This window comes from Caballeronia sp. LZ065 (genome assembly GCF_031450975.1).
In the GTDB taxonomy this organism is placed as follows: Bacteria; Pseudomonadota; Gammaproteobacteria; order Burkholderiales; family Burkholderiaceae; genus Caballeronia.
On the sequence record NZ_JARUXV010000001.1, the window covers coordinates 708815 to 726770 of the forward strand.

Consider the following 17956-nt stretch of genomic DNA (forward strand, 5'->3'; position numbering starts at 1 on the left):
CGCGCGCCGCCCACACGGCGCTTGAGATTGCGCTTCAGAAGCGCTCGAGTTCGGGATGCGGCAGCAAGCCGCCGCGCACGTGCATCTTGCCGTACTCGGCGCAGCGGCTGCGCGTCGGGATGCCCTTGTCGGGATTGAGCAGGCCGGGCGGGTCGAAGGCGCGCTTCACCGCGAAGAAGGCGTCGCGCTCTTCCGGCGAGAACTGCACGCACATCGAATTGATCTTTTCGATGCCCACGCCATGTTCGCCCGTCACCGTGCCGCCCAGCTCGACGCAGCATTCGAGGATGTCGGAGCCGAATGCTTCGGCGCGATGCCATTCGTCGAGATCATTGCCGTTGAAGAGAATCAGCGGATGCATGTTGCCGTCGCCGGCATGGAACACGTTGATGCAGCGCAACGCGTACTTCTTCTCCATCTCCTCGATGCGTCGCAGCAAGGGCCCGATGGAACGGCGCGGCACGGTGCCGTCCATGCAGTAGTAGTCGGGCGAGATGCGGCCGGCGGCGGGAAACGCGTTCTTGCGGCCTGACCAGAACTTGAGCCGTTCGGCTTCGGAGCGCGAGATCTGGATGCGCGAGGCGCCGTGTTCGCGCAGCACGGCCGTCATGCGGACGATTTCCTCGGCGACTTCGTCGTGCGTGCCGTCGGACTCGCACAGCAGGATGGCGGCGGCGTCGAGGTCGTAGCCCGCGTTGACGAACTGCTCGACGGCGCGCGTCGCCGGCTTGTCCATCATTTCGAGGCCGGCCGGGATGATGCCTGCGGCGATGATCGCCGCGACTGCATCGCCGCCTTTCACGACGTCGTCGAAGCTGGCCATGATGACCTGCGCGGTCTGCGGCTTCGGAATCAGCTTGACCGTGATCTCGGTGACGATCGCGAACATGCCTTCACTTCCGATCAGCACCGCGAGCAGATCGAGGCCCGGCGCGTCCGGCCCGAGCGAGCCGAACTCGACGACATCGCCGTCCATGGTCACGGCGCGCACGCGCAGCACGTTGTGCACGGTCAGGCCATATTTCAGGCAATGCACGCCGCCGGAATTCTCGGACACATTGCCGCCGATGGTGCAGGCGATCTGCGATGACGGATCCGGCGCGTAGTAGAGCCCGTAAGGCGCGGCGGCTTCGGAGATGGCGAGATTGCGCACGCCCGGCTGGACGGTGGCGGTGCGCGCATAGGGATCCACTTCGACGATCTTGCGGAAGCGCGCCAGCGACAACACGATGCCGTGGCGGATCGGCATGGCGCCGCCGGAGAGGCCGGTGCCCGCGCCGCGCGGCACGATGGGAATGGCGAGGCGATTGCAGATCTGCACCACGCGCTGCACCTGCGCTTCGGTTTCCGGCAGCGCGACGGCGAGCGGCAGGCGCCGGTAGGCGGCGAGGCCGTCACATTCGTAGGCGGCGGTGTCTTCGTCGCGAAACAGCAGGCAATGCGTGGGGAGCACGGCCATCAGGGCCTGCACCACTTCACGCTGACGCGCCGCGAGTTGGTCTTCGGTGAGTTCGGGCGCGTCTTCGTACGGCAGGTTCGGCGCCACGTGCTCGGGCTTGAGCTCGTCGGGTGCGTTCATGTCTCCTCCTTGTGATGCCTGCGCTGTGAGTGCGCTTTCGTGAGCGCGCCGCTTTTGCGTGCGCCCAGGTCATCCTTGCATCTTGCGCGACTTCGTCAGCCTTCGAAAGCGAAGATTTTCCCCGGATTCATCAGGTTTTTGGGATCGAGCGCATGTTTGATCGCACGCATCACGCCGATGGCGTCCGCGCCATGTTCCTCCACCATGAAGCCCATCTTGTGCAGCCCGACGCCGTGCTCGCCGGTGCAGGTGCCGCCCATCTTCAGCGCCCGGCCGACGATCCGGTGGTTGATGCGCTCCGCTTCCTCCAGTTCCTCGGGCTTGTCCGGGTCGAGCAGCATCGCGACGTGGAAGTTGCCGTCGCCAACGTGGCCGACGATCGGGCACGGCAAGGTCGAGGCGATCAGGTCCTGTTCGGTTTCGTCGACGCATTCGGCAAGACGGGAGATCGGCACGCAGACGTCGGTGGTCACGGCGCGGCAGCCGGGCTTGAGTTGCAGCATCGCGAAGTAGGCGCTGTGACGGGCGTTCCAGAGCCGGCTGCGGTCTTCGGGGCGAGTCGCCCATTCGAAGTCTTCGCCGTCGTGCTCCGCGACGATGTCCTGCACGGTGCGCGCCTGTTCCTGCACGCCGGATTCGGTGCCGTGGAACTCGAAGAACAGCATCGGGGCTTCGCGCAGGGTCAGGTTCGAGTGACGGTTGATGGCGCGCACGGCGAGCGTGTCAACGAACTCGACGCGCGCGATCGGCACGCCCATCTGGATGGTTTCGATGACCGCGCGCACGGCATTGCCGATCGACGGAAACGCGCACACGGCGGCCGAGATGGCTTCGGGTTGCGGGTAGAGCCGCACGGTGATTTCGGTGATGACGCCAAGCGTGCCTTCCGAGCCGACGAAAAGACGCGTGAGGTCGTATCCCGCAGACGATTTGCGGGCGCGCGTGCCGGTCTTGACGACGCGGCCGTCCGCGGTGACGACCGTCAGGCCGAGGACGTTTTCGCGCATCGTGCCGTAGCGGACGGCGTTGGTGCCGGAGGCCCGCGTCGCGGTCATCCCGCCGATGCTGGCGTCCGCGCCCGGGTCGATCGGGAAGAACAGGCCGGTGTCGCGCAGCGCTTCGTTCAGCTGCTTGCGCGAGATGCCCGGCTGGACTGTGACGGTGAGATCTTCGGCGTTGATGGAGACGACCTGGTTCATCTCGGACAGGTCGATCGTGACCCCGCCCTGGACCGCGAGCAGATGGCCTTCGAGCGAAGAGCCGTTGCCGTAGGGAATCACCGGTACGTCGTGCTGCGCGCACAGTCTGACGATGGCTTGCACTTCTTCGGTGGTGCGCGCGAAGACGACGGCGTCGGGGAGTTGCGGGTCGAACGGCGATTCGTCGCGGCCGTGATGTTCGCGCACGGCCTGGGCGATGGAGACGCGCTCGGCGAATTGCTGTTGCAGGGCTTCGAGGAGCGCGGCGGGGAAGGGACGCTTGTGGAAGACGTGAGGTTCGTTGGGATGGTTCACGGGCGGGGTCTCCGGGCGGCGCGATGTGATGTGCGGTGGGTTCGGTATGGCTCCGGCGCGCTGGGTACGGACGTTGCGTTTTTTGCTCGACGGTCCGTTGCGGCCGGTAGGGCTCGGCGCGGATGGCCGGGCTTTTCGTGTGCGGCCACGCGCTCTGTTTGCTTCATTTTACGCTTTTGGGGCGCGGCTCGACGGGGCGGGATGGGGGTCTGGAGGCGGGTTCGTGCGTGCCTATAATGGGCCGGCAGTTTTTCTGGGGACTTCGGGAGCAGATGATGGGACATCGATTGAGCAAGATTGCGACGCGCACCGGCGACGACGGCACCACCGGTCTGGGCGATGGACGCCGCGTGTCGAAGGACGATGCACGCATTGCGGCGATCGGCGACGTCGATGAACTGAATTCGACGCTCGGCGTCCTCCTGTGCGAGCCGATGCCCACCGACGTGCGCGATGCGCTGACACGGATCCAGAACCATTTGTTCGATCTCGGCGGTGAGTTGTCCATTCCGGGGCATTCGATGATAGAGGAGTCGCATCTGGCGCAACTCGATGAATGGCTCGCCGAGTACAACGCGACGCTGCCGCCGTTGAAGGAATTCATTCTGCCGGGCGGATCGCGGGCGGCGGCGGTGGCGCATGTCGCGCGGACGGTGTGCAGGCGGGCGGAACGGACGATCGTGGCGTTGGGGCGGGTGGACAGCGCGGGTGTGAATGAGGCGCCGAGGCGATATGTGAACCGGTTGTCGGATTTGATGTTCGTGCTGGCGAGGGTGTTGAATCGCGTCGATGGGGGGACGGATGTGTTGTGGAGCCATTTGAAGAAAGATCGATGAGCCATGGGCGCGTGCCGCGCTTTAACGGATAGACAAGCTTGTCTAATCGCTCTCTCACTGAAAACTGGTCCGATAGTAATCCAGAATGATCACTGAAATACCGACTCTCGAAGACTTCGAGGAAATTGGAATTCAACTATTGAATCTGGCTTGGGATACGGCCATCTCGTTGTTCTGTGACCTAGATATTGTGAGATACACTGACGTCGAAGTAGATTCCTTAAATCAAGAATATTGGAAGGCTGCTCGAACACAGCTTTTCACGGCTTTATCGATCGCGCATCAAGGCAGTGAGTTTCTGTTAAAGGGGCGAATTGCGGAGGTGAGCCCTTTTCTTCTACTTGTTGCTCATCCTAGGGACTGGCCTAAAACAAGCGTTTCAAGTCCAACTCCTTTTTCGGATTTTCGGTCTATCGACGCGCAAGACCTCTTAAAAGTACATGGTAGTGTTAGAGCCGATCCGCTGAGTCCGGATTTCGTGAGTAAATTTGAGATCACAAGGAAGACAAGAAACGCGATTGTGCATGGAGTAGATCGACGTCTATCGATACACGCGTCGGAGATATTAGGACATGTTTTGCTGATCAATCATGCGCTAGGAAGGGAAAAGAATTGGGTAAAGGTGCGCCAACGTTATCTGGAGAATTCTCCTCTTTCGAAGATGTATGCCGAAACATATGCGAGCGCACGACTCGTTGCTGAGTTTATTGTAGTTCGCGATATTTTGTCTCCATCCGATTCCAAAAGGTTTTTTGGTTTCGAGAAGGATAGTAGCAATCTTATCTGCCCCGACTGCGCGTACAACCCGTATCTCAGAAATGACGGGTGCGAACCGAGAACTGCAATGCTTTCCATAAATCAGGCGAGGTCAGATGCGATCTGGTGCTTTGTGTGCGGTCAACATCAAAAGATTGAATGGAAGGCTTGCCCTGCAGCAGAATGCAAAGGAAACGTGGTTAGTTGGGATTGGCAACGCTGCCTCACCTGCGGCACAGAATTGGAATAAGTACGGGGCCGACGCCACTCAATTCTCATGACGTCGGCCCGCGCTCACTCCTTAATTCCCCCCGCCTCGCGCCACCCGCCGCAGCTTGACCGACTCCGCCAGCCCCTCAAGCACCCCGACGCTCTCGTCCCACCCGATGCACGCATCAGTGACGCTCTGCCCATAAGTCAGCTCGCAGCCTTCCTTCAGGTCCTGCCGTCCGGCGACCAGATGCGACTCGACCATCACGCCGACAATCCGCTCATCGCCCGCAGCCAGCTGACGCCCGATGTCCGCGCACACCGGAATCTGGTTCTCATGCTTCTTCGAACTGTTTGCGTGGCTCGCATCGATCATCAGACGCGCTGCCAGACCCGCTCGGCCGATGTCGCTGCACGCGGCATCGACGCTCGCCGCGTCGTAGTTCGGCGTCTTGCCGCCGCGCAGGATGATGTGGCAGTCCTCGTTGCCGGCAGTGGAGACGATCGCCGAATGACCGCCCTTCGTCACCGACAGGAAATGGTGCGGCTGCGACGCCGCCTTGATCGCATCGACGGCGATCTTCACATTGCCGTCCGTGCCGTTCTTGAAGCCGACCGGGCAGGACAGCCCCGAAGCCAGCTCGCGATGCACTTGCGACTCCGTGGTCCGCGCGCCGATCGCGCCCCAGGAAATCAGGTCCGCGATGTACTGCGGGCTGATCATGTCGAGGTACTCCGTGCCGGCGGGCAGCCCGAGTTCGTTGATGTGCATCAGCAGCTCGCGCGCGGCGCGCAGGCCGTCGTTGATCTTGAAGCTGTTGTCCATGTACGGGTCGTTGATGAGCCCCTTCCAGCCCACCGTCGTGCGCGGTTTCTCGAAATACACGCGCATGACGATTTCCAGCTCGCCCGCGAAGCGCTTGCGCTGCTCGATCAGGCGTCCGGCGTATTCGATCGCCGCCTTCGGATCATGAATGGAGCACGGCCCGATGATGACGATCAACCGGTCATCCATGCCGTGGAGAATGCGGTGCATCGACTGCCGCGCGTTGTAGATGAGTTCGGAAACCGGTTCGGCGCAGGGGAATTCGCGAATCAGATGCGCGGGCGGGGTCAGCTCTTTCAATTCACGGATGCGGACGTCATCGGTATTGTGCGGGGGCATTTCATTTCTCCAACAGGCAGGTCCAGCGATATTCGGCAGGGCGGCAAGGCGAAAAAAAACCGCCAGACTCGCTGGCGGTTTTTCGGGAATTTGGTTTCTTCAACCGGTAATCACCCCTCTCGATCCGCCAGCGGGTTGAGATGCCAAAAGAAATAAAAATAAAACTTGGCGGACATGGCGGAATCAGTACGGGTGAAAAAGTGGTGTCTGCGTTTATAACCTCTGGGACGCGAAGCTGGCAAGCCTGCGCAGCGAAGAACGCGGAAAATCCGCATCGTTTTCAGTCGGAATGTATGTTCCGAGCTTAAGCGACGCGGAAATCCCGCATGTTCTTCGCATAATCAGACGGTGCCGCCCACGGTCATCTTTTCGATGCGCAGCGTCGGCTGGCCGACGCCCACCGGCACGCTCTGGCCTTCCTTGCCGCACACGCCGACGCCGCTGTCGAGCGACATGTCGTTGCCGATCATCGTCACGTACTTGAGTGACTCCGGGCCGCTGCCGATCAGCGTCGCGCCCTTCACCGGATACGTGACCTTGCCGTTCTCGATCATGTACGCCTCGGAGGCCGAGAACACGAACTTGCCGTTGGTGATGTCGACCTGGCCGCCGCCGAAATTCACCGCGTACAGGCCGTTCTTCACGGACGCGATGATCTCCTGCGGATCCTTGTCGCCGTTGAGCATGTAGGTGTTGGTCATGCGCGGCATCGGCAGCGCAGCGTAGGATTCGCGGCGCGCGTTGCCGGTCACGGGCATCTTCATCAGGCGCGCGTTGAGCGAGTCCTGGATGTAGCCCTTGAGCATGCCGTCCTCGATCAGCGTCGTGCACTGGGTCGGATTGCCTTCGTCGTCGATGTTGAGCGAGCCGCGCCGGTTCGGCAGCGTGCCGTCGTCGACCACGGTGACGCCCTTCGCCGCGACCTGTTCGCCGATGCGTCCCGCAAATGCCGACGAGCCCTTGCGGTTGAAGTCGCCTTCCAGGCCGTGGCCGATGGCCTCGTGGAGCAGCACGCCCGGCCAGCCCGGCCCGAGCACGACGGTCATCGCGCCGGCCGGCGCGGGGCGCGCTTCGAGATTCACGAGCGCGGCATGCACGGCGTCATCGACGTATTTCTGCAGCACGGCGTCCGTGAAATAGCCGTAGTCAAAGCGTCCGCCGCCGCCGCCCGTGCCGATCTCGCGACGGCCGTTCTGTTCGGCGATCACCGTCACCGAGACGCGCACCAGCGGACGCACGTCGGCGGCGAGCGCGCCGTCGCTGCGCGCGATCAGCACGACATCGTATTCGCCGGCCATGCCCGCCATTACCTGCGTGATGCGCGGGTCCTTGCTGCGCGCCATCTGCTCGACGCGCTCCAGCAGCTTGACCTTGGCATGTGCCTCGAGCGAGTGCAGCGGGTCGGCGGGCAGGTAGAGATCGCGGCCGGAGACGCCCGTCAGTGAACTGGCCGACTTGATTTTGTGCTTGCCGCCGCCGGCTTTCGCGATCGCGCGGGTCGCGATGGCCGCCTGGCGGATGGAGTCGGCCGAGAGATCGTCGGAGTAGGCGAAGGCGGTGCGTTCGCCGGAGACGGCGCGCACGCCGACCCCCTGATCGATGCTGAAACTGCCGGATTTGACGATGCCTTCCTCCAGGCTCCACGCTTCGCTGCGCGTGGACTGGAAATAGAGGTCGGCGTAATCGATGCGATGCTCGAAGATTTCCGCGAGCGTGCGGGTGATCAGCCCTTCGTCAAGGCCGTACGGCGTGAGCAAAACGTCTTTTGCCGTGACCAGGTTGCGAATGCCGGGTTCGATGATGTTCATGCGGTGCCTGTTCGGTGCCTGTTGCGTCGATTGCAACGCGTTCGGTGATAATTCAGACGAATCCAAGACTATTCTACGGTCTGATTCTGTCAGTTCATGTGCGGGGAGAATCCCGCATCTTCAAGTCTTCTACGAGAGCACACGGTGCCGATACGCCGGCAGACTCTGCCGCACGGCGGCGATGCGCTGCGCATCGATGCCGCCGAGCACGACACCCGGCCCCTCATCCTGCACGTCGATGATCTCGCCCCACGGGTCGATCAGCATGCTGTGACCCCAGGTGCGGCGGCCGTTCTCGTGCGTGCCGCCCTGCGCCGCGGCCAGCACGTAGCACTGGTTCTCGACGGCGCGCGCCTTCAGCAGCGTTTCCCAGTGCGCCTTGCCGGTGGTCCACGTGAAGGCCGACGGTACGACCATCAGCGCGCAGTCGCCGAGCTGGCGGTACAGCTCCGGAAAGCGCAGGTCGTAGCACACCGACAAACCGACGCGTCCGAACGGCGCCTCGAACGTGCGCACGTCGCTGCCGGGACAGATGGTGCGCGCTTCGTCGAACGATTCCTCGCCCTTTTCGAAATTGAACAGATGAATCTTGTCGTAGCGCGCGACCTGCTTGCCGTGCGGATCGAAGACGAGCGTCGTATTGAGCACGCGCTCCGCTTCCGGCGATTGCAGCGGCAGCGTCCCGCCGATGATCCACACGCGATGCTCGCGCGCCGAGTCAGCCAGAAACTGCTGGATGGGACCGCTGCCGGGCTGCTCGCGGATGGCGAGCTTGTCGGTGTCCTTGAAGCCCATGAAGCAGAAATATTCGGGCAGGAGAACCAGTTGCGCGCCGCGGCGGGCGGCTTCTGCGATGAGTTGTCCGGCGGCGGCCAGGTTGCGCTCGCGGTCCGGCGTGCTGACCATCTGCAGCGCGGCGACCTGGAACGGGGCCGCGCCTTCGCTCGATGTTTCGCTCATGTCCTGGGTGCGCTGATGAAAAAAAAGGGACGAGTTGAAGGGACGATTTCAGAGCCGCCGTGACGGGCGCACGTCCGTTTTCTCACTGGACGGCGCTCGGCGCAACGGCGGCCGCCGGTGTTTCGATCTTACCCTGATCGCTCTTGAGTCGCTGGACGACCGGTTTGGTCCAGGAACCGGTGATGGCGTAGTCGACGGCAAAGGCCTTGCGGATCGACGCCGACAGCGCGATATCCGCCGCCAGCACGCCGAGGCCCAGCAGCGGGTTGATGACCGCGGCGGGAATCGCGGCGACGCCCGCGCCGACCGTGGGGATCACCTTCACATGCAGGTCTTGCGTCTGCTTCGGCAGATCGACCAGACCTTGCATCTGCACGCGCGCGGGCGACGTGACCATCAGGAAGTCGTCCGTGCGGCCGATGCCGTCGGCGATGTGCGCGTTGCCCGTGATCTTCTCGAACGGCAGCCCCTTGCCGACGACGTCGTCGAAATGCAGCGTCAGCAGGTTTGCGAGGCTGCGCAGACTGAAGATGCCGAGCCACTTCGCCGCGCCCGGCGCCCGCAGGATCTGGCCGTGATGCAGCTCCACGGCGAGCTTGCCTTCGAGCGTGTCCGGGTCGGGCGTGGTCGGGCCGCCGTTCCAGGCCGCCTCGCCGGACACGGTGCCGTTGCCCGCATTCACCACGTGCGGCGCGCCAAAGCGGTCGATCAACTGGCCGCCGTTCCTGACATCGAGACGGAAGTCGAGCGACGTGCGGCGCGGGATACCGTCATCGGTGTCGTAGGGCAGGGTGTCGGGCTGCGGGGCCTGTGCGTAGCGCGTCACGGCGCCCGGCAGCGTGCGCCAGGTCGCGCGGGCGGTGAGCGTGGCGTCCGGGTTGTCGAGTTCGAGCTTGTCCAGCATCCAGATCGGTTCGTCGACGGCGACTTCGTTGTGTGCATCCACCTCAAGCCGCCCGAGGTTGTGACCGCGAAACACCAGTTCGTTGACGATGAGATCGATCGTCGGCATGTTGCGCGGCGGCTTGCGGATCACCCGGCCGACGAGATCGTTCTCGGTTTTCTCCGGAATCACGACCTTGGCGAAGCGCGCCTGCAAGGTGCCGGGGCTCGCACGGGTCGGGCCGGGCGTCCAGGCGAGATAGCCCGACACCTGATTCGACGCCACGTTTGCCTGCCACTTGCGATCCGTCTCGCTCGCGCCGATCGCGACGTTCTCCCATTTCCGGTCGAGCAGCTTGAGCGTCGTGAAGTGGATGGCGGCGCGCGTCGGGATGAACTGCCGCACGTTCTCGCTCAACGGCGGACGCGGCGCGTCGGGTTCCGCATTGGCGGCGACAGTGGTGACCGGCGTCGCCGCGCTGATTTCCGCGAAGGTCTTGCGCCACGCATCGGCGTCGAGTTCGTCGAGATCCACGACGGCGCTCACGCCCTCGGCCGGCAGATCCGCGGGCTTGTTCACCGCGATCGCGCCGCGCGCCACCTTCAGCTGCGCGCGCATGTTCATCGGTTCGGCGGCGTTCTGCGGATCGATCTTCACCTGTGCGCGGCCGATCTGCTGCAGCACGTAGTGCGCGCGCACCGGCCCGAGGGTGAGTTCGGCGTCGTGCAGGTCGGACGGACCGCCCGGCGCGGGCCCGAAGCTGAACGAGAACGGCATCGGCGTGCCTTGCGCCTTGCCGAACGGCGCGGGCAGATTGATCGAGAGGCCCGTGAGATCCGAACTCGCCTGCACGTTCGGCAGCGCGTTCTTCGTGCCGCGCACGTGCATCTCGTAGGGCGCGGTGCCGTTGATGCGCTTCATGAACTGCACCACCTGTGGGCTGATGTGCGTGTTCAGCCGTTCCGCCGCGTCCGCGCCGAGGCGGCCGTTGACGTCGATCGCATAACTGCCGTCCGGCTGAACGCCGCCTTTCGCGCGCACGTCGCCGCCGAGCAGTTGCGCGGTCAGTCCATCGAGCGTGACGGTCTTCGCGCCGAAGTCGGCGCGGCCGCGCAGATGCGTGAGCGGCGGCAGTTTGCCGTAGGCCACTTCGTTGTCGGCGAAGGTGAGCGAGCCCTTGTAGTCGGTCTTGAGCGGCGGCTGCGGCGCGGGCGGCCGATAGCGCGGAATGCCGAGCGTCAGGTCGAGCAGTGCGTCGCCCTTAGCCGCGATGTTGCGCGTGCGGTGCTTCGCCATCAGGCCGAGCGAGCTGTCGTCCACGTATTGCAGCATGTCGGCGAGCGGGCCGCGCGCTTTCCCGTCGATCCACAATTTGGTCTCGCGATTGCCGGTGTCGTCGATCCGCCCGACCACCTTCGACACCTTCACGCCACGGTAATGGCCGCGGTTGATGTCGAAGCCGAGCTTGTTCTGCGCGAGCGTAAAGGTGCCGTCGATGCCCTCGAACGCCGGCCAGAAGTTCGGCAGGCCGTTGGCCATCGTGCGCGGCGGGAACGGCGTGGGGTCGAACTTGCCGCCGGTAAACGGCGCGTTGATCCTGAACACGCCATCATTCGGAAACTTGGCGTACGGGAAGCGCGTGAGGTCGCCATGCACTTCGATCGTGCCGTTCTTCGCGGTGCCCGCCTGCAGCGCGTGGCCGAGATACACGCGCACGCGCTCGTTCAGGCTGGTCGGCAGATAGCGCACCAGGCGCGTGACCTTCAGATGCGCGACCTTCGCCTTCAAATCCAGGTTGCCGCGACCGTGCCCCTGGTTCCAATAGTCGGCGGTGGCTTCGGCCTCGGCGTCGGCGTTGCGGATGCGCAGCGTATCGACATGGATCTTGAATGCGCGACGCTGCTCGCCGGGCGCAATCGCATCGGCGACGCTCCAGTTCACCTTGCCCTGCAACGTATCGAAGGTGAGGCGCGGGTCGTCGAACGCGCCGGGAATGATGATCGCCGCGTTCTTCGTGTCGAGCGTGATGCGGCCTTCCTTCTCGTTGGCGTCGACCGCGCCCCACAGGTTCTCGACGCCCGGAATGCCCGCGCGCGGATGGTTGTTCACCGTGAGACCCGGCGGCGGTTCCTGGGCCTGCACGCTCAGTCCCTGGAGATCGCCCTTGAAGGCGTAGTGCAGCAGCGGGGCATCGCCCTTCTTGTGCTGCTGGGCCGCTTCCTCTTCGGTCTTCGGCGCGGTCCGTTCCGTGTAGATCGTGTAGTTGGACACCTGGCCGCGCGGATTGAAGCGCACCAGCTCGTTGAGGACCTTCGCCGGCACCGGCAGCGCGCGCACGAATTCCGCCAGGATGCCGATGTCGACGGTATCGCCCGTCAGCCGCAACAGTTGTCCCTTGCCGACGCTCGGCGGCCGGTACGTGGCCGTGAGCAGACGCGACACCAGCAGGCGCGATACCGGCGTGCCGTCGTCGAGCGGCAACTGGCCCAGTTCGGCGTGCAGGTTGCGCAGTTCGAGCGTGTAGGCGGTGTCGTTCTTGTCGACCGTCCAGCCGAAGCGCGCGATCGGCAGGTCGAGGCGCGGCTGTGTGGGGTGCACGCGCAAGCCGATGTTCGAGCCGGTCAGTTCGCCGGTCGCGTTCTGCAATTGACCGCCCGCGAAGTTGAGCCAGATCTCGTTGTTGATCTGACCGCCGAACATCTGGAACGGCAGTTTCACGTAGCGCGCGAGCATCGGCAGGTCGACCGGCCCGGTGGAGGCGTACAGCCGGCCGGTCCAGTTCGCGGGCGCGCCCATCGCGGAGAACGGCTGATGGCGGAAGTCGGCGCGCAGGTCGAGCGGCCCGTGCAGCACGTCGCCGTCGGCGGGCGCCCGGAGCGCGGCGCGATGGCGCGTGCCCTGGTTGAGGATCACGAATTGCAGGCGCTTGAACGCGATCTCGGGCGCCGCGCGCTGCGCGTCGCGCCAGCGCAGCGTGCCGTCGCGCAGGAGAATGCGGTCCTGGCCGAGCAACCAGGTCGTGAATGCGTTCGAACCGGTGCGATGCGTGGGAAGCGGCACGCCGGCGATGCTCAGCGCGCCGTCCGGATTGCGCGCGATGATCACGTCCGGCCCGTCGACGATCAGGTCGGCGAGCTTGGGCCGCAGCCGCACCAGCGAACTCCACGCGATGCTCGCGCTGGCGTGCGGCACGGCGAGTCCGGGCGAACCGTCGGCGGCGTCGATGCGCAGATTGTCGATGTCGAGTATCGGCGAGAGGCCCGACCAGCGCGCGGAAATCCGCCCGATATGCAACTGCGCATGAATCTTCGACGAGACCATCTGCTCGATGCGCGGCCGGAACGAATCGACCTGCGGCAGCACGATGTAACGCAAGCCGATGTAGAGGGCCGCCACCGCGAAATAGAGGACCGCCGCGATGACCAGAACGATTCTGAAGACGCGCGAAAGCACGCGCTCGGCGTTGCCGCTGGGCTGGGCTTGTCCAACTTCGGTCGGGTCGACGGATCGTCTGCTGTCGGACATGCTGCGGCTAATCGGCGATATGGTAGTTTTGCGTGTTTGACGCTGAAATGTAACACGGGCATGGCGTTGACCGCCGCCCTCCGTGCGCTCGTGAAAGCGCGCAGAGCCGCGCCCGGCAAGACTCGGACGGCAGTGCACGGGGTCCGGGACATTTCAGGAAGTAAAGAGCAGAAGCAATGAGCGAACCCAACCTTTCATGACCGACGCCACTCTCCTCAGTTCCGATTATTCCAACTATGCAGCGCGTGCCTATGCGGCGCGTCCCGAACTGGCGTCCAGCGTGGCGGAGTGGCGGCAGGCGCCCGTCACGCGGCAATGGATCGAAGCACGGCTCGATGCGCACTGCGCACCGCGCGCCGCACGCGGCCCGCTCGACGAAGCCGCGCTCAAGACCGCGCTGCGGCGTTTGAGGACAGAAGTGTTCTGCACGGTGATGGAACGCGATCTCGCAGGCGCGGCGGATGTCGCCGAAGTCACCGGCGCCATGACCGATCTCGCCGAAGTGACCGTGCAACGCGCGCTCGCCGTGCTTTCGGCGGATCTCGAAGCGTTGTTCGGCGAGCCGCGCGGACCGGAAGGCGAACGGCTGACGCTCGGCGTGGTCGGCATGGGCAAGCTCGGCGGGCGCGAACTGAATGCGTCGTCGGACATCGATTTGATCTTCGTCTACGAGGAAGACGGCGAAACGGCCGGCGGCACGCGCGCCGCGCTCACGACCCAGGAATTCTTCACACGGCTCGGCCGGCGGCTGATCGGCGCGCTCGCGGAAATCACCGAAGACGGCTACGTGTTCCGCGTGGACATGCGGCTGCGTCCGAACGGCGACTCCGGGCCGCTCGTGTGCAGTCTCGGCATGCTCGAGGAATATTTCTACGTGCAGGGCCGCGAGTGGGAACGCTATGCATGGATCAAGGGACGGCTCGTCTCGGAGACGCAAAGCGAATCGGGGCAGCGCCTCGTCAGGCAGCTCGAAGCCATCGCGACGCCGTTCATCTACAGGCGCTATCTCGACTACGGCGTCATTGCGGCGATCCGCGCGCTGCATCAGCAGATCCGTCAGGAAGCGCGGCGCCGCGCCTCGATGCGTCCCGACAAGGCCGACGACATCAAGCTCGGGCGCGGCGGCATCCGCGAGATCGAATTCAGTGCGCAGGTGTTCCAGTTGATTCGCGGCGGGCAGGCCGTGGATTTCCGCATTCGGCCGACGCTCGCCGTGCTCGAACGCGCCGAGGCGCACGGGCTGCTCGCGCCGGCCGTGTGCGAGGCGTTGTCGGACGCGTATCTCTTTCTGCGCACGGTCGAGCATCGGCTGCAATATCGCAACGACGCGCAAACGCACGCGATGCCCGTCGACGACGAAGAACGCGCGCGTCTCGCGGTCTCGCTCGGCTTCGCGGATTACGCTGCGTTGATGGACAACCTCGACGCGCATCGCGAGTTCGTCGAACAGCAATTCGACGCGATTTTCGCCGACAAGGTGAGCGGCCAGGGCGGCTGCGGCGTGTCGGACGATTCGGCGGCGTCGTGGATCTGGAGCAGCGCCCTCGCCGACGATTCCGCGCAGGAAGAACTGGCCGCGCGGCTCGTCGAACTGGGTTTCGCGGACCCGGCGCCGGTGCTGTCGCGCCTGACCGCCGTGTGGAATTCGACCCGCTACGCCAGCCTGCCGCCGCAGAGCCGCGAGCGTTTCGACATCGTCGCGCAGCGGGCGCTCGAAGCCGTACAGTCGATCGATGCGGCCCGTCGCGCCGATACGATCGCCCGCCTGTTCGACTTGCTCGAAGGTATTGGCCGGCGCGGCGCCTATCTGGCCTTGCTGACCGAGTATCCGGCGGCATTGGCGCGTGTGCTCTCGGTGCTGTCGGGTTCGCGCTGGGCGGCGGGCTATCTGATCCGCCATCCGCAGTTGCTCGACGAGTTGCTCGACGACGAGGCCATTGCAAGCCCGTTCGACTGGACGCAGTTCAAGCGCTCGCTGACGTCCCGGCTGCAGTCCGCCGAGGACGCCGAGCATCAGATGGATCTGCTGCGCCACGCGCATCAGGCCGAAGTGTTCCGCATCCTGCTGATCGATCTCGCGGGGCGTCTGACGGTGGAGCACGTGAGCGACCGTCTGTCCGAGCTGGCCGACGCCGTACTCGATGTCACCGTGCAGACCGTCTGGCAGCAGTTTCCGAAGCGGCACCGCGAGACACCGCTGTTTTCGGTTATCGCCTACGGCAAGCTGGGCGGCAAGGAACTGGGCTATGCGTCGGACCTGGATCTCATCTTCCTGTACGACGATCCGCATGACGCCGCGTCCGAGATCTACGCGATGTTCACCCGCCGCCTGATCACCTGGCTCACGTCGGCGACCGGCGCGGGTACGCTGTTCGATGTCGATCTGCGGCTGCGTCCGAACGGCGAGTCCGGCTTGCTGGTGACCGACCTGGATACCTTCCGCCGCTATCAGATCCGCGAGGGCGACGCCGCCAACACGGCGTGGGTGTGGGAGCATCAGGCGCTGTCGCGCGCGCGCTTCAGCGCGGGCGATGCGGGCATCGGCGCGCAGTTCGAAGCGATCCGTGCGGACGTGATGGTGACGGAGCGCGATGCGGCGGCGCTGGCGCGGGAGATTGCGTCGATGCGTCAGCGCGTCGCCGACGGGCATCCGAACCGGAGCGCGCTGTTCGACCTGAAGCACGATCGCGGCGGCATGGTGGATATCGAGTTCGTCGTGCAGTACTGGGTGTTGCTGCATGCGCGCGAGCATCGCGAGTTCGTGCGCAACGCGGGCAATATTTCCCTGCTCAGGATTGCCGCGCAGAGCGGTCTGATTTCGGCTGACGAAGCGGACGCGATTGGCGCCATCTACCGGCACTATCGCAAGCTGCAGCACCGGATGCGGCTCGACGGCATGGAAAAGGCGCGCGTGGCGCCAGACGAAGTGCAGGGCGAGCGCGAGGCGGTGACGGCGTTGTGGGAGCGGGTGTTTGCCGTGGCCTCCTGAGTCAGCATTCTGAACGGCGCGGCTTCAGAGCCGCGCCGTTCGCTCAGGCCGCGAGCATTTCCTTCGCATGCTTGCGCGTGGTCGCGGTGATTTCCAGACCACCGAGCATGCGCGCCACTTCCTCGATGCGCTTCGGCTTGTCCAGCGGCGTGACCATGCTGACGGTGCCGCCCGCGTCGTCGGCGGCCTTGGCCACCTGGAAATGCTGGTCGCCGCGCGCCGCGACTTGCGGCAGGTGCGTGACGCACAGCACCTGACGATGCTGTCCGAGTTGATGCAGCAGACGCCCGACCACTTCCGCCACGCCGCCGCCGATGCCGGTATCCACTTCGTCGAAGATGAGGGTCGGCGTCGGGCTCGCGGTGCTGGCGATGACAGCCAAAGCGAGGCTGATACGCGCCAGTTCGCCGCCCGACGCGACCTTCGCGAGCGGCCTGAGCGCGACGCCCGCATGACCCGCGACGCGAAACTCGATTTGCTCCAGGCCGTTGGCGCCGCCTTCCGCGAGCGGGATGAGCGCCACCTCGAAGCTGCCGCCTGCCATCGACAGTTCCTGCATGCCCTCGGTGACCGCTTTCGATAGGTTCTTCGCCGCCTTCGTGCGCGCCTTCGACAACCCCTTCGCCTGTTCGAGATAGACGCCGTGCGCCTTCTCGGCGACGGCGACGAGCGCGTCGAGGTCGCCCGCGGCGTCGAGGTCGGCAAGCTGGCGGCGGCGTGCTTCATGCTCCTCGGGCAGGTTCTCGGGCTGAAGACGGAAGTTGCGCGCGGTGGAGTGCAACTGATCCATGCGCCGGTCCACTTGCGCCAGCCGCTCGGGATCGAGTTCGAGCCGCTGCGCGTAATGCGACAGCGAGTAAGCCGCCTCCTGCAACTGGATCTCGGCCGGTTCGAGCGACGCGAGCACGTCGTTCAGCGCCGGATCGATATCCGCGAGGCCGCGCAGCTTCGACGTAATTGCGCCGAGCTGCGAGATCATCGCTTCGTCGGACTCGGACAGCGCGCCGAGTGCACCCTGCACGCCGTCGATGAGACTCGCCGAATGCGACAGCCGGTGCTGCTCCGCGCTCACTTCTTCCCATTCGCCCGGCTGCGGCGCGAGCTTGTCGAATTCACTCAGTTGCCATGCGAGGCGCTCGCGTTCCAGTTGCAGTTCGCGATCGCGGCTTTGCGCGCTCTCCAGCGCCTGCTGCGCGTCGCGCCAGGCGCGCCACGCGCGATTCACCGCGCCGGCCGTGTCCAGCAACTGCGCGTGGGTGTCGAAGAGTTCGCGCTGCGCGTCGGGACGCATCAGCAATTGATGCGCGTGCTGGCCGTGGATATCGACCAGCATTTCGCCCACTTCGCGCAGCTGCGCGAGCGTCGCGGGCGTGCCGTTGATGAACGCGCGCGAGCGGCCGTTCAAATCGATCACCCGCCGCAACATGACTGTGTCAGCCCCCGTTTCGCCGAGCGCGTGCTCCTCCAGCCAGGTAACGACCAGCGCATGCGCAGTGAATTCGGCGGTGATGTCGGCGCGCGCCTGGCCGGTGCGCACGACGCCCGCGTCGCCGCGCGCGCCGAGCGTGAGCGCGAGGGCATCGATCAGGATGGATTTGCCGGCGCCGGTTTCGCCCGAAAAGACCGTGAAGCCAGAGTCGAACTCGATGTCGAGCGCGGCGACGATGACGAAGTCTCGAATGGAGAGGTGTCGGAGCATGGATGCTTCGCGGAAGAGAGTCTGGCGAATCG

Annotated in this window: 9 protein-coding genes and 1 pseudogene; 3 read left to right on the forward strand and 7 right to left on the reverse strand. The window is 64.9% G+C overall.

The features are described from left to right. Positions 1–34: 34 nt before the first annotated feature. Positions 35–1579 carry an FAD-linked oxidase C-terminal domain-containing protein gene (locus QCE63_RS03365; protein WP_309830523.1) on the reverse strand — a complete coding sequence of 515 codons (1545 nt, stop codon included), beginning with the start codon at positions 1577–1579 and terminating at the stop codon, positions 35–37. 95 nt (positions 1580–1674) lie between these two features. Beyond that, on the reverse strand, positions 1675–3093 hold the full coding sequence (locus QCE63_RS03370; RefSeq protein WP_309830525.1) for an FAD-linked oxidase C-terminal domain-containing protein: 1419 nt from the start codon (positions 3091–3093) through the stop codon (positions 1675–1677). Positions 3094–3368: 275 nt separating this feature from the next. On the opposite strand from QCE63_RS03370, the gene QCE63_RS03375 reads away from it, so the two are divergent. Both QCE63_RS03375 and QCE63_RS03380 read left to right on the forward strand, forming a co-directional pair. Further along, a complete protein-coding gene (locus tag QCE63_RS03375; protein ID WP_309833666.1) occupies positions 3369–3929 on the forward strand; it encodes a cob(I)yrinic acid a,c-diamide adenosyltransferase in 561 nt (186 codons plus the stop codon). 85 nt (positions 3930–4014) lie between these two features. Beyond that, positions 4015–4935 (forward strand): hypothetical protein, encoded by a 921-nt coding sequence (locus tag QCE63_RS03380; protein WP_309830527.1) that lies wholly within the window; start codon positions 4015–4017, stop codon positions 4933–4935. Positions 4936–4986: 51 nt separating this feature from the next. On the opposite strand, the gene aroG is transcribed toward QCE63_RS03380, so the two are convergent. The 4 genes from aroG to QCE63_RS03400 form a co-directional block, all read right to left on the reverse strand. Next, positions 4987–6060 (reverse strand): 3-deoxy-7-phosphoheptulonate synthase AroG, encoded by a 1074-nt coding sequence (gene aroG, locus QCE63_RS03385; RefSeq protein WP_309830529.1) that lies wholly within the window; start codon positions 6058–6060, stop codon positions 4987–4989. Between the two features lie 341 nt (positions 6061–6401). Then, on the reverse strand, positions 6402–7868 hold the full coding sequence (tldD, locus tag QCE63_RS03390; protein ID WP_309830531.1) for a metalloprotease TldD: 1467 nt from the start codon (positions 7866–7868) through the stop codon (positions 6402–6404). A 129-nt stretch (positions 7869–7997) separates the two neighbouring features. Further along, the gene (locus QCE63_RS03395) at positions 7998–8828 is read right to left on the reverse strand and encodes a carbon-nitrogen hydrolase family protein (protein ID WP_309830533.1); all 831 of its coding nucleotides are present in this window, start codon (positions 8826–8828) and stop codon (positions 7998–8000) included. An 82-nt stretch (positions 8829–8910) separates the two neighbouring features. After that, the gene (locus QCE63_RS03400; protein WP_309830535.1) at positions 8911–13236 is read right to left on the reverse strand and encodes an AsmA-like C-terminal region-containing protein; all 4326 of its coding nucleotides are present in this window, start codon (positions 13234–13236) and stop codon (positions 8911–8913) included. 157 nt (positions 13237–13393) lie between these two features. Here QCE63_RS03400 and glnE point away from each other — a divergent pair. Then, a pseudogene (glnE, locus tag QCE63_RS03405) lies at positions 13394–16225 on the forward strand (bifunctional [glutamate--ammonia ligase]-adenylyl-L-tyrosine phosphorylase/[glutamate--ammonia-ligase] adenylyltransferase); the annotation flags it as partial. A 43-nt stretch (positions 16226–16268) separates the two neighbouring features. On the opposite strand, the gene recN reads toward glnE, so the two are convergent. After that, positions 16269–17924 (reverse strand): DNA repair protein RecN, encoded by a 1656-nt coding sequence (gene recN / locus QCE63_RS03410; RefSeq protein ID WP_309830537.1) that lies wholly within the window; start codon positions 17922–17924, stop codon positions 16269–16271. Positions 17925–17956: the final 32 nt, after the last annotated feature.

Excerpts from the sequence above, each read along its gene's own strand:
- QCE63_RS03375 (WP_309833666.1), top strand. The coding sequence starts at position 3,369 with ATGGGACATCGATTGAGCAAGATTGCGACGCGCACCGGCGACGACGGC.
- tldD (WP_309830531.1), bottom strand. The coding sequence starts at position 7,868 with ATGAACATCATCGAACCCGGCATTCGCAACCTGGTCACGGCAAAAGAC.
- QCE63_RS03365 (WP_309830523.1), bottom strand. The coding sequence starts at position 1,579 with ATGAACGCACCCGACGAGCTCAAGCCCGAGCACGTGGCGCCGAACCTG.
- aroG (WP_309830529.1), bottom strand. The coding sequence starts at position 6,060 with ATGCCCCCGCACAATACCGATGACGTCCGCATCCGTGAATTGAAAGAG.
- QCE63_RS03380 (WP_309830527.1), top strand. The coding sequence starts at position 4,015 with ATGATCACTGAAATACCGACTCTCGAAGACTTCGAGGAAATTGGAATT.
- QCE63_RS03400 (WP_309830535.1), bottom strand. The coding sequence starts at position 13,236 with ATGTCCGACAGCAGACGATCCGTCGACCCGACCGAAGTTGGACAAGCC.
- recN (WP_309830537.1), bottom strand. The coding sequence starts at position 17,924 with ATGCTCCGACACCTCTCCATTCGAGACTTCGTCATCGTCGCCGCGCTC.
- QCE63_RS03395 (WP_309830533.1), bottom strand. The coding sequence starts at position 8,828 with ATGAGCGAAACATCGAGCGAAGGCGCGGCCCCGTTCCAGGTCGCCGCG.